Source organism: Chitinophaga sp. LS1 (genome assembly GCF_034274695.1).
Classification (GTDB): Bacteria; Bacteroidota; Bacteroidia; order Chitinophagales; family Chitinophagaceae; genus Chitinophaga.
This window is the reverse complement of the sequence record NZ_CP128362.1, coordinates 845,825-859,075: the sequence shown is the minus strand read 5'-3', so window position 1 is coordinate 859,075 and position 13,251 is coordinate 845,825. Positions and strand designations below refer to the sequence as shown.

General features: G+C 36.9%; 9 protein-coding genes and 1 pseudogene. 4 read left to right on the top strand and 6 right to left on the bottom strand.

Going from position 1 to position 13,251, the window contains the following annotated elements; translation table 11 throughout:
- Positions 1-339: 339 nt before the first annotated feature.
- Entirely contained in the window at positions 340-456 is a 117-nt protein-coding gene (locus tag QQL36_RS35550; protein ID WP_415751063.1) for a UvrD-helicase domain-containing protein, read from the top strand.
- 206 nt (positions 457-662) lie between these two features.
- Positions 663-842 (top strand): annotated as a pseudogene (locus QQL36_RS03505) (transposase); the annotation flags it as partial.
- Here the strand turns inward: QQL36_RS03505 and istA (QQL36_RS03500) are convergent.
- Positions 802-1,764, bottom strand: a complete 963-nt coding sequence (gene istA / locus QQL36_RS03500) for an IS21 family transposase (protein ID WP_321568927.1) — start codon at positions 1,762-1,764, stop codon at positions 802-804. The pseudogene QQL36_RS03505 and the gene istA (QQL36_RS03500) overlap by 41 nt on opposite strands.
- Before the next feature lie 910 nt (positions 1,765-2,674).
- Between istA (QQL36_RS03500) and QQL36_RS03495 the strand changes: the two genes are divergently transcribed.
- Together QQL36_RS03495 and QQL36_RS03490 are read left to right on the top strand one after the other, a co-directional pair.
- Complete coding sequence (locus QQL36_RS03495; protein ID WP_321568926.1) at positions 2,675-3,421, top strand: hypothetical protein; 747 nt, start codon at positions 2,675-2,677, stop codon at positions 3,419-3,421.
- 131 nt (positions 3,422-3,552) lie between these two features.
- Entirely contained in the window at positions 3,553-4,935 is a 1,383-nt protein-coding gene (locus QQL36_RS03490; protein WP_321568925.1) for an IS701 family transposase, read from the top strand.
- A gap of 410 nt (positions 4,936-5,345) precedes the next feature.
- Here the strand turns inward: QQL36_RS03490 and QQL36_RS03485 are convergent, their stop codons facing one another.
- The 5 genes from QQL36_RS03485 to QQL36_RS03465 all read right to left on the bottom strand — a co-directional run bounded on the left by QQL36_RS03485 (position 5,346) and on the right by QQL36_RS03465 (position 12,753).
- Complete coding sequence (locus QQL36_RS03485) at positions 5,346-5,579, bottom strand: hypothetical protein (RefSeq protein WP_321568924.1); 234 nt, start codon at positions 5,577-5,579, stop codon at positions 5,346-5,348.
- Between the two features lie 367 nt (positions 5,580-5,946).
- Positions 5,947-6,705 carry an IS21-like element helper ATPase IstB gene (gene istB, locus QQL36_RS03480; protein ID WP_321566677.1) on the bottom strand — a complete coding sequence of 253 codons (759 nt, stop codon included), beginning with the start codon at positions 6,703-6,705 and terminating at the stop codon, positions 5,947-5,949.
- A gap of 60 nt (positions 6,706-6,765) precedes the next feature.
- Positions 6,766-8,340, bottom strand: coding sequence for an IS21 family transposase (istA, locus tag QQL36_RS03475; protein WP_321568923.1), 1,575 nt, complete (start codon positions 8,338-8,340; stop codon positions 6,766-6,768).
- A gap of 550 nt (positions 8,341-8,890) precedes the next feature.
- Positions 8,891-9,523: a hypothetical protein gene (locus tag QQL36_RS03470; protein ID WP_321568922.1), complete on the bottom strand. Its 633-nt coding sequence runs from the start codon at positions 9,521-9,523 to the stop codon at positions 8,891-8,893.
- Positions 9,524-9,630: 107 nt separating this feature from the next.
- Positions 9,631-12,753, bottom strand: a complete 3,123-nt coding sequence (locus tag QQL36_RS03465) for a hypothetical protein (RefSeq protein WP_321568921.1) — start codon at positions 12,751-12,753, stop codon at positions 9,631-9,633.
- Positions 12,754-13,251: the final 498 nt, after the last annotated feature.

Genomic DNA, 13,251 nt, shown 5'->3' with positions numbered 1-13,251 from the left:
CTGATATGCATAGCAATAGCTGAAAGACCGGACCATTATAGTGTATAAATACTCAATGATACTATATTGCTTTTCTTGCCATAATGTAATATAAAAGATTTATTATTTTTTGCAACTTAACCAGGATAATAGGTAGTGCGAAAATTATATGTTTAAAATAATCATTTTCAAATTTGATCCGTTTTACATTGACCTTTTGCCTGAATTCTATTATATTTATCCAGAAGAACCTCGTTAGCCTTATATATGAGTACTTCTATTACTGATTCCACCGGTTAGTAATTTTAATCAAAATGATTGTAAATGATTACTACCCCTAACCCAGAGCAATAATTCGCTATAGATAGTGATGAAAAGCGCATTTTAGTGCTGGCAGGTGCCGGCAGTGGTAAAACCAATACCCTGATTGAAAAAATCAAATACTACATTAAGGAAAAGGATATTCCCGCGAAATAAATACTAGCGATTACATTTCTCATTGTAAATTCTCTTGACTATTTAAAAAAAACTCATATAGCAAGTAATTCTTTATCAAAAAAATTCCGTTTCAGATCCATATTAGCATCTAAAACGCTTGGATTCAAATTATTACTAAATTAAAATATTAATATTTGAAATTCTAGTAATCTTTTATGTACTTCACTTGAGTATAACCTATGCTTAAAAGCTTTGCAAAAGGCTTATTATCAGACATCACTGCCGTAACAAACGCCGTCTCACTTCCTTGGAGCAATGGACAGGTAGAAGGCCAAATTAATAAATTGAAGACAATTAAACGTCAGATGTACGGACGTGCAGGGTTCAATCTATTGCGAAAGCGATTGGTTCTGCAATGGCAATAACCACCAAAATTGACGAAGAACCAAGAAAGGTAACTTCATTTTCCATTTCTTCAGCTGGTATTAGCTTTGTAGTGCCATGGATTGATGCATTAGCAGTACGTTTCAGCCATGCGAGTACTTCTTCATTAAGCAACTGAATATCTTTGAAAAAACGGCCATATAGAAAATTTCTTTTTACATATTTTACGACATTTTCTATTTTTCCTTTGGACTCAGGGTCTGCCGCACGGCAGAAATAAGTTTTCAAAGGTCGATGATATATATATTGTCGAAAATGTTCCGTAAGTATTAGATCTCCCCAATTTTCATCAACCATAAACAATCGGTCCTGGTCATAGACAAGTTCCTGAGGCATACCTCCAAAATGGCAGAAGGCTCTTTCATGTGCTTCTATAACAGTGATGGTAGTAAATGGCCGGTCTGTGAACAATACGTATTTATAGCGGGAGCGGGACAAACTCATACAGAAAAATTGTACTTTACGCGTCTTGCCTTCAGTAGTCCGCATATTATAAAAGCCAAAATCAACCTGAGCTTGCTGCCCATAAGGTAATTCGGCTACCATCTGATATTGCCGGGTTGGTTGTTCTACAGAAAGGCTGTATTTAGCCCGGATGGCCATAACAAAATTATAGACTGTTTTAGGGCTGATTGGCCCTAAATCAGGAAAATGTTCTTTTAATAAATCATGGATTTGAGCAGAAGTTGTATCTGGAAGGCTTCTCAGGCGATTGAATATAAAATCTTCAAATTCCAGGAGTATCTTCTTTCGACCTTTTTTCTGTTGAGAAATAACTAAAAAGTCTTCCTCACTCATGGAAAGTTGAAGCTTGATCGTACGCCAGTTTAGCCCTGTTATCCTGGAAATAGATCGAATGAAGTGCTTATCCCGGTAAAGTTGATGAATACGCTGGTAAGTCATAAGTTTGTTTAAATAGTTCATTTAACCCTGTCTTTGTGATGATTGACAAAGGTTAAAAAATCCCTCCGGGAGAAATCCTGGGGGGACGAACTATGTAACAACTGTACTTTTAGTGCTGCACTAATGTTGCCATTCTTGCTGTAGCATTGTTACCGTTTTTGCTGCACTCATATTTACCGTTTTTGTTGTATTATTATTTACTGCTTACAACTGGTAGATCAATCCATGATGCGCCGGTTCTAAGTATCCATAGAATACCATTGATAACCTGTCACTTTGTATACGTGGGGGCCCCTTAGCGTCCCATGGTATCGGTGCCACTGGAATATGAGGGCTTATTAAAGGCCATTGATAATCAGTTAAGTTTTCGCTTTTAAACATGCTATAAAGATCTTAAAAAAATCTAAATAGCATTTATGAAATAAGGTCTAATCAAACTATCAAAAATATAACCCTCTTATAATCAAGAGCATTTGGTTCGAATACGCTCCGCTACTGGGCACGTTCGGAAATGGCAAATGCCGGAGGTATTACCTCCGGCGTTTTTGTTTATTGAAAATTTAATCTCAAATCAATGCTGATGTCGGATCAAGTTGATAACCTCTTGTGGTAAACTAGTATCATTCTGACATAACTTAACTATAGCTATAAATGATTTGACTTAAGCAGTCAGGATAATCCCTCCTTTTACTAGACTGCATCCATTGAGTTAATATTGCTAGAAGGAACGGAAAATAATGAGATGCAATATTCAAATTGCAATCGGTTGTTTTATTTGAGCGAGTGATCACTAGTTTTCTAAAGTTCAATGTGAGTTTCAACAAAAATGAATTGGTAAACAAAATGTAATAAAGTAAAAGCAAACATTTAAAATGTATGTATTTTTGCAGCTTACACCAAAACATATATTATGGATAACAACTCTGAAAAACAAGGCGATATTAATTTCGGGAATATTCATGGAAATGTTATTGTAAGTAAGGATCAAAGTGGAGGTATAACAGGTCATAATGTAAACACACAAAGTAGCGGATACCCAAATAAGGAAAAGAAGCCCAAAAGCAGACTCGGATGGCTATTTGGCTGTCTTGGGGGGCTTTCATCTATTGTGACTATTCTTGCTTACTTCGAATTATTTCCATTCAACCATAAGCATGACCAAGTTATTAACAAAAGTGATAGCATAAAAACAAATATAGAGCAAAAAGCTATCAGCCCTTTAGATTCATTTTCGTTGAGCCAAATTAAAAATCACCCAAAACAAACAAATAAAATGAATAAAGAGAAAGAAAAAAAGATAAATAGTGATATATCTGTAAATAATGTTGCAGGGGATGTAGTTATATCACAAGGGCAAACCGGAGGTATCACTGCACATACGGTAAATGTCGGTGAGCCTGCTCTACCGGCAAGGCATCTAAGTAGTGAAGATAAAAAGGAGCTAGTCCTGTTTGCTAACCAGTCTGTCACTCTAACGACTTCTATGGCTGATAGTGAAGTAAAAGAATACGGACAAGAAATATGTGATTATTTAATTAGCATTGGCTGTAACGTTTCTCGTACACTTTATAACGTAGGAATTGGTGGCTCTCCGGAAAAAAACAGATTTAGCATTAATGGAAACAGCATTTTTGTTCCTGTAAATAAAAAGATCTAAATTTAATAGTCAGGATTTAATCAGGACACACGAACATCTACTTTTTTCGAATTAGATGTATTATTTAACTGTGTTTAGTCAAATTATAGTTCTTTACATATTATAGTCGAAACTTTGTACGGAAGCGGGTTTTGCATACATTTGCAATATCCCAAAAGAAAAGCCCAAACAGTAGAAACCGAACGGGCTTTATTAATAAACAAAAATATGAGTCGAAAATAAACAATTTCCGGCTCGTAGAGAGTCGGTTGTTACAATTTCTTCTCAGCTTTACATTTTACTTTAAGAGCAAGACAAAAGACGGAACATCAAATGCAGCTTCTTATTTGAAGGGGTTAATGGTTAGTCGACGACGTAATTGCCAGGTGATGGCAGAGGAACTTCAAAATACCAGTCAGCAATGCTTACATCACTTTATAACCATTGGCAAGTGGTGTTATTCAAAGTTGATGGATAGGATAACATTAGATTTCTGGCATCTTTTACAACAGAGTGGACTGGAAGACGATACCTGTTTGATAATAGATGAAAGTGGCAATCCTAAAAAAGGAAGGCTCTCTGCAGGTGTGAAAAGACAATACTGCGGGCAAATTGGTAAAACAGAGAACCGTCAGGTCGGTGTCTTTGGCGCTCTATGTGGAGGCAGTTTGGTTAACCTTGTACAAGCCAGATTGTCTTTGGGATCGGAGTCGACCAAGATTGATCTTGCAAAGGAAATCATAGATCACGTCGTGTTGTTTTTAAAGATAAAGGTAAAATGGGTTTGCTTTGATGCCTTCTATGGTCGTGATGCTAATCTACTATGCAATCTGATCAGGATAGGCTTGCCGTTTGTAGCCGATGTTCCTGACAGTCATAAAGTTTGGCTGGAAGCATTTCAAATGAGAGTCCCTGTCAGCGTCCCCGGAAAGAGAGGACGAAAAAGTGTTTATGCACGACCAAACAGAGAATCTATATCAATCCGGAAATACATGTCCGGACTGAAAAAGAAAGATTGGACCTGGATGAAGGTACGTCATCAAAGCAAAGGGAAGAAGCTTTTTGCCTGGTTCCATTGTAGAGAGATTTATATATTCAATCCGTTAACAGAGAAACGTCAACTACTGCAATTATTAATTAGAAAGGATATTGACGGCACCATTAAATATAGTCTGTGCTACAAACCTGGAGCATCAATGAAAGAGTTAGCTTATATGCAGTGTAAGCGGTTCTTTATAGAAAAATCATTTAGAGAAGGTAAAAAGGAATTAGGTCTAAATGAGTATCAAACCCGAAGCGCTCAAAGCTGGCATAAGCACATGGCTATGATTATGTTAGGACAACTGTTTATGAACACTCAAAAGCTTCTTTGTTACCACGAAAAGGTGTGGGTAACAACACAAGATATTATCTTGTTGATAAGATCAGTTCTCAAATTGACATTGAGATCAATCCGAAATATCATCGATTATATTCTTGCTAAACAGCCACCAGATTATAGAAAACTAAAGAAATTATTATTTATTCGAATCTGATCAAATCAAGTTAAAAAGAAATTAGATATTTCTTGTTCCTTATACCCCGACATTTCTAGCTACTCCTGGCTTGCTGCATAAAGTCTTTGTATTTCATAAGCTCATTGACAGCTTCTTGCCTTGTGTATATTTCATGGTCGATTGCCTCTTGCAAAATGTCGACGAATCCATTATAACTCTCAATATCTTGTAAAGCAACCCGGGAATAGTCAGTATATCTCAAATGGCCATCATATAATGAGCGATTTTTAATAACTGGGAAATTACGAGACACGGTATTCGTATACAAAAAGGTTATCGTATCCACCGCCCTAGTAAAACCAACATATTCTCTATAACTTATAAAGATTAAATAGTTTCCAGTTACGAACTTTACATTGTTAATTTCAAAAGGAAGGGTACGATAGCTTTTATTCCCCCAATATTTTTTTGATTACTTTCTTATATTGTTCTGGGCATTTTTCAAGTATTTTCACTTTATCTGAATCACGTACATCCTTTCCAGTCATCCATTCCTCATTATTGAGACTAAAACTATGCTTATCATAAAAGTGCTTTATTTTGCCACTTTCGTAAAAAGTATAGTCATTATCTAAGAGACCATTACTAAGATTAATCATGCAAATTTCATTATCATCAGTCATACTAATAGATTAAGATTATATTAATAAAGATAAATTACAAGATTAAAATACGAAAACTTATAAGATCATGGGTTTTGAAATTTAACAGAAATTGCTTAAGGCGGCGGCTGGAGATTTACTGATGCTTATTAAAACTATAATCTCTTTTGTGAACACTTATACTCTTAAACAGCCCTTTATCAATGCATGCGATACTTGATATGCCTATTTAAACTTCTCTAATTCAATCGCTGTAATCGGCAGATAACAATGCAGAGTTTTCGGCAGATATAAATACAGAGTTTTCGGCAACAATGGTACATTATTTTCGGCAGCAATGATACCTAAAAAACGGCAGCAATACTGCAGAGTGAGGTAAATGTATTATTTATTTGTTTGTAAGCTCAAAAATTGTTTTCCTATTTTCCAGTCTGAAGCTTTTTCCTGTTAGATTTATTACTTCACACTGGAATAATAATCTGTCCAGTAAGGCGGTTGCCAGTACCTCATCATTGAGCATAGTAGCCCATTCTGCGGGGTTCTTATTGGTAGTGATGATAAAGGCTGTTTTTTCATAGGTACTGTTGAAAAAATTAAAAAATGAGACAGCATGATTTTTTTCAATAGGAAACGACATCAGGTCATCTATAACGATTAAATGGGCTTTGGATAATCTCTTATATTCAATCTTAGCGGAAGCAGAAAAATCTTTCATTTTGAACATGTTGATAAGTCCCTCCATATCCCTGAAGTAGGCTTTGTATCCCTTTTGCACCGCATCTGCACAAAGACCTGCGGCCAGCATGGATTTACCCGTTCCAGAGGGCCCCGTAAGAAGAATATTATAAACCTGATCAAGCCAGTTAAGCTCTCTAAGCTGATTTAAGCGAGCCTTAGACAATCCGCTATCATTCTTGCACTGGAATAGGTTTAAGTCGCTGGATCGGGGTAATTGTGCTGTTTTAAGACGTTTTTGAGTATCATTATAATCGCGGTGTACCGCTTCGGTTTTTAACAGGTTAACGGTGTATTCCAGATAACCAATACCAGCTGCTTCCGCAGCTGATACCAGTTGATCGATTTGGTTATAAATCCCGCCCAACCTAAACTGGTGGCAATACTGTTTAATTGTTTGTTTCTTTTCCATGATTGATTTTTATTTTGTGTATACATAAAATATGCTTGCGTAAGTCGTCCGGACAGAGATTCAAGATTGTTTGCTAAAAAGATCTATGTAATCTTCGATTGAACTTTTAGCAGGTTCTGCTAAAGCTACAGGGGGTAATTCTCCATTTAATGGATTCATCTGGATAGACTGATAATTAAGGATGGATGTTGCTCTTCTTACTTTCAACTGCTGTTCTACGATAGATTTGAAGTCGTTGGCACTTTGAATATTATTGTTCAAACAATATGTCAATGCTTCGCCAACACTCACTTTGTCCGCAATATCAATAGTGTCCCTGAACAACAGCACCTGGTCTCTTATATAACGTGGTTTCACTTCTCGTATGGTCTCTAAAAATTGTCTACCCCGATTTGCATCGTCTTCCAAAAAACCGCAGACTTCATTAATCAACTTGTCAATCTTAACGGTTTTATCTCTTCTGTGGTCAGTATTTAGTACTTTCTGTCCTTTGCCAACAGCGATCATATGTTTGCATAATATATCCCCCTGTAAGTTGGATATAATCAGGTAAATATGCATATCAACACCCACTACTACGGCAGTTCCTTTTCCTTTAAAAGTACCCAGTGGTAACGAATAAAAATTACTTTTATAAGAGATGGTGTTATCCTTACGGACCATGTAAATTTCAGGACTGGTAGTTTGTATAAACTCTGGTAAAGCGCTCAGGTATGGTTGTTCTTTCAGCCATTCTTCATTAGGAAGTAACTTTGTTGTTCCATGAGGCATATTGTTTCCTGTGCGGTTTAGCCACTGTAAAGCCTCTTCATTTAAATTTTCTATATCGATAAAGCATCTGTTATACAGAAAATTTCTTTTAACGTATTTGACAACGCTTTCAATTTTCCCCTTACTTTCCGGGTCGGATTTTCGACAGAAATGTAGCTCAAAAGGTCTTTCTCTGGTATATGCCCGGAATGCATCTGTAAGAAGGATATCTCCTATGTTTTCATCTGCTATGAAGACCTTATCCTGATCGTAGACTAGTTGTTCCGGGATGCCCTTAAAGAAGGAAAATGCCTGTTCATGGCCCATAATAGCCAATTCAGTCGTGAAAGGCCTACCAATAAACCAGATATATTTATAACGGGATCGGGATAGTTGAATGGCGACAAAATATATCTTTACCCTTTTACCAGTTCCATTGCGGAGATTATATTCTACAAAGTCAGCCTGGGCCTGCTTCCCATAAGGAGACTCTTCCAACATTTCATATTCTCTAAGCGGTTTGATATAAGGCAGATTATATTTGCGACGTACCCACATTACAAAATCAAACATGGTCCTAATGGCTGTCTTAGGAAACTCAGGGAAGTTCTCTTTGAGCCAGTCATGCATTTGAGCGGATGATGTATCCTGGTATTTCTCCAGCTTTTCCCTAACAAAAGATTCGTAAACAGACAATCCTCTTTGACGTTGTGCTCTTTTCTCTATAAACAGGTTGTATTCTTCCAGGGTCATGGACAGATAAGACTTTACCGTCCGCCAGTTAATACCAATAGTACTGCTAATTTTGGCTATTGAAAAGCCTTGTTCGTGTAGTTCTTTAATACTCTGATACATCATAATTTTCTTTAAATAAGCATTCATCATGACAGGAAACTTAAGTTCCCTGCTAATGTGGCATTCTTCTCCGGGAAGGATGAGAAAACCTCTGCATTATTGCTGCCGAAAACTCTGCAGGCTTATTCGCCGAAAATTGTGTAGTTGTAATTGCCGATTACAATCGCCTCATCGAAGTAGTTTTTGAATTTCATTGACAAATCCATACTCTTAATATCTTTATTATTAATAGTTGATAAAACTATAAATCTTTATCATTATTGCTTTTAGACAGCTTCCTCCAAGCCTTTCATATTTTTGACTATTCCCATATAATTGTTATTTGTAGCGGATCCGACAATATTTCTACTAATTTTCTAGTTGGTAATGTACATTTATATAACCCCCATTGTTTGAGTGTATCCAATGGACCTGCATTTTGGACCTTTAAGGACTTCTTTCCAAATCGGATTTCGATTTTTTTATCTTTCATAGCAGTGATGCCAAGTTGTTTTGTCTGGCGCAGACAAGGCTTTGAGCTCGTTTTTCCCGCCGATCCTTTTCTAGCTTGAGTTCCTGCATCTAAATTTTTCTCTGATATTTAAATAATCACATTGACTTTTTTAAAGTAATAGTAGCTGCTCATTACAAAATCATGTAAGCTATACGCCTTTGCTCTATCCATTTCATTTATCGTATAGGGCAAAAGATTGTCTACTTTGTAGTTGAACAATGCATAGTGAGAAACGAACTGATATTCAGGGAAAAATTGCCTTACATAATTATTGGCTCTCTCTGCTGATTCCTTAAATGATTCATTAGTCATACTTTTAAAGAAAAGTACGTGTTGATGTACTAATAATTTTCCACCAGGTACGTCTTCGTGTCTATATCTATTAAATGAATAAAAATCTTCAAAATATATAGTATAAAAAGGAGTAATTAAAGATACGTCAATACATAAATATCTTTTAACTACATAGTGTTCTTCCTTTTCATCAGCAAGCAGAATCCTAGAATTATATGCTGGGAATGGGCTGGCAGAGGTATCAAAAGCATTATTTCCATGCTCATTTTTAATTGCATCGTGAAAAAGTTGCCATGGTCCCTGCCCGATAGTGAGTTCTTCTACCTTCTTTGTAATAATTTTTTCTATTTGTTGAATGTTTGGACTCCCTGCCTCAGCAGGGAAGAGCTGATTTATATCCTGATATATAATTTGTTCTGGATGCATAATAGTTATTGTATAATTGGATTCAATGAAATGTAGTTCCTATATGTCAAATTAAATATACTTGTCTCATAATAAGAATTAAATAGAACCTACAATGTTCAAATTAGTCATGTAATTCCTCTTTTAAAGTCTTCATCATTGAGTATATCATAATACACTGCATAATTCTTCTTCTTACTCTTCTTCAACACCGCATCATAAAACTGGTCCGACTTCTCCAACGTCCTTAATATTACCGGCTTTATCAACGCAATAATCTGATCTTCATCTTTCATCACCTTTGTGTTTAAGAGAAGTATAGTTAATGTACACAATGGTCTTAATTCTAGGTTGTTAAATGCCCAACGGATCCAATTGAGTTTATCAAATAGTGTGTATGAGCATGTTTCTTCCCTACATAGATGTTTCATTATTGGATACCATATATGCAAATCCTTTAGTAATAGCTTAGGGATGAGAGCATTTAGAACTGGATACGCTTTTGAATGATACGGTACCTTGACAAGCGCGGCGACAAACTGTTGGGTCAGTTTTCTGTCAAGCTCAGGGACTTCCTCCATAAGTGATGCAAGGTGTTGGACAAGTACCAGATTATGTTCCTCATTGTTTTTTAAAGTGAAAAGCATACCGATACACATTTCCCTTGAATGACGATCTTCACCGTTTTTAATAAAACTGATCAGTTCCGGTACGATGATATCAAAATATTCCTCCATGTTGATGCAGGAGAGTAAGGTCTCGCAATTTCTCCAATTTAATTTGTTTTCTTTTAATAAGATTAAGGTTTGATGAAGCATTTCTTCCGTGTATTCAGGTACCCGGATCAACCATGTAATTCCAGATAGTTGCTTTTCGAAAGTCGTAGTATTCCTGATAATATCCAGCATAACAGGTGGAAGCCATTTAATATAAAAATGGTAATTACTTTTTCTTCGAAGAATATTAATATGCGATTCCAGTTCTGCACAATATTTATAGAAATCATATTCAAACTCTGGGTTTGATGCGACGATAAGGGAGCAGATTTCTTTTATAATAGGAGACAGGTGGGTATTGTCTTGCTTGTTAATGTTTATAAATAGTTTATCTCTGACATTGAAGGAGGTCTTGCGTGTCTTACCGTGGCAGTGGAATTGATGTAGAATGATACATGCAATGACGTTAATCATAGGTAAGTCACTCACACCATCGTAATCATATAGCCATTGCATGATGGTGTCAATAGTTTTGTCACGTTGGATTTCCAGGTATCTGTGTAAGGCTTGTTTAGTAGAGAATGGAGCAATAGGTTCTAAAAATAAATTCTTAGGATGATATATATGGCAACTAAAATAAAAATGGATGAAGTGAGGACTCAGGGTTTCAGTAGATAAGGCTATCTTGATGAGCTTGAGTTGATTGGGGTAGGATAGATGCGAATGGAAGACTAACGGACCTACTTCCTGGGGAAGGAAGAACCCGTTTTGTTCATGGAGGGTGAACGTTTCAATAGTTGTATAGTGTTTATCAGGATGGGATAGGTGTTGTATAGTGTTGATTAATATATCGACAGCTTTTTCTTTTTCGGGGTGGTTATTGACGATGGAGGATAGTAATTGTTGCATGACGGGCGAGACGTCCTGCTTTAGGAAGGAGTGTTTTGCGATCAGCCATGGGAGGCCTTTCCTTTGTGTAGGGGTTAGTTGATCCCATGGTAGGTGTAGGTCCAATGATTCGCCAGTCAGGAATTCTCCAATCCAGGGGAAAATTATTCTGATGCCATTGTTTGACAGGAAAAAGAGATTTTCCTGGATAAGTATGGGGACAAGGTCAGGATGGTCTTTAAGAATATCCTGGTATGTATCGTATGATAACCAGTGATTTTCAGAATGACTGGCTAAGAGAATGAGAAGATCTTGGATAGTGTTAGAGGGTATATTGGTCAGTCTGGCGATACTGGCACATTTTCTTTGAATATAGGTAGCTACTAATGGGTAGTCATCTGGAACTGCCGATATAGCTTGTGAAGAAATATCATGTAAAAGTCGGATTACAAGTGGATGACTCAACCTGGAGATCGTCTTGAACTTTTCAGGTAGGTTATATAATAGGAATGCCTCTTTGGTTTCTTTAACATTGAAACTTCCCATTCTTATACCCGGATGCTTATAGAAGGGAGTAGTGGAAGTGATGATCAGTTTTATGTTCGTGTTCTTTGCCCAGCCAATGGAGTGTTTGATCCACGAGTTAAACTTACCGGCGAATTGATTGCTGATTTCATTTAATCCATCTATAAATATGATGCATTGATTATTGTATATACTATTGCAGGCGGTGTGCATTAAGTCATCAATTGTGATGGTTTCCTGGGGATGGTCTGTGAGCGTTTGTTGTAGTAATCTTTTTATTTCTCCTCGCAGGCCATGCGGTCTTAGTTCGAATTGCCAGGCGGAAAAGAATAAAACATATCCTGATGAGATGGATAGAGTAGCTGCGTGAGCTAATAAAGAAGTTTTGCCTACACCATTATCGCCAATTATAAATTTAAGATGGCCTGCGCTATGAATGTATGTGTGTATTTTGGTTTCTTCATCGCGCGAGCAATAATACTCGGGCAAATAGATGCCTTTGTCGATCAGGTTATTGATAGCAGTGAGCACCTGTAGATTGAAAATGGTTCTGACTTCGCCATTTCTTCGAAGGTATTGTCTCAGCGAATATGTATTTGAAAGATATTCTCTGAGCAATCCAAATTGTCCAGTTTTATTTGGGTTCTTTAGCGGGAGCACTCTGGAATATCGATCTGATATTTTTATACCCCACACGTTTAATTTGTCTTTTTCTAAAACAGGTAAGCCATGCATGCCTGTTGTTTGTAAAAGATAATCACATTTATCTATTCTAAGGTCCTCGAACTCCCAGGTGGTTTTGCCTGGCGAGCGCACAGGTTCGGTGACTTCTATGATAATTTCAGCCTTGTGTGAGAAGTATAAAAAATAAGTGGTGTCTTTTTGGATGTGGATAACGGCTATGTCATTCCGAAGAGATGAATAGTACTTGTTTATGACTGCATCGTATTCATGACCATAGTAATCCCGGATGCGGATATTTTGCAGGTTTGAAATAAGATGATAACAGGTGATGGCCAGTCCATGAGGGTCGATAAAGAAACCATAGCCTGTAACCTGGTTGTCGGCGTCAAGGATGGAAATAATGGATAGTGAAATGTGACTTTCATTATGGAGAGTCATAGGTGTGCATTTAGGTTGAGGGAATGGGTTGTCTATATAGGGTTATTATACAATATAATGATTTTTTAAAATCTAATAAAAAGGTAGGAGAAAATTATTGTTTTATGAGTAATTCAGGGGAGGGGGTAAAGATATGCATGAGTGCTTTGAGGAGAGTTGTGGGAAGAGGGGTACGGGGAGAGCGTTGTGGGAGTTAGGTGTGTTGAGAGGTGTGGAAAGTTAGTTCTGTGGGGAGTAAGTTATGGGGAGTAAGTTCAGAGGAATGAGGCATGTGGAATGACCTGTGGGTAAGGAGGAACCAACGGTAAGGGCAAGCGAAGGTTAGTGCTTGCCCTGTACCCTGGCACTAGAAAAGTTGTAGTAACTAATGGGGTTAATAAAATTGGGGTTCTAAAGTAATGGTTGAAAGGTTTCGCAAAAATAAACAGGTTTTTATCGGAGGTCAACTGCGAAAATCCGCAGTTTGGACAGGAATTCTTAAATTAGAGGAATTAAAAA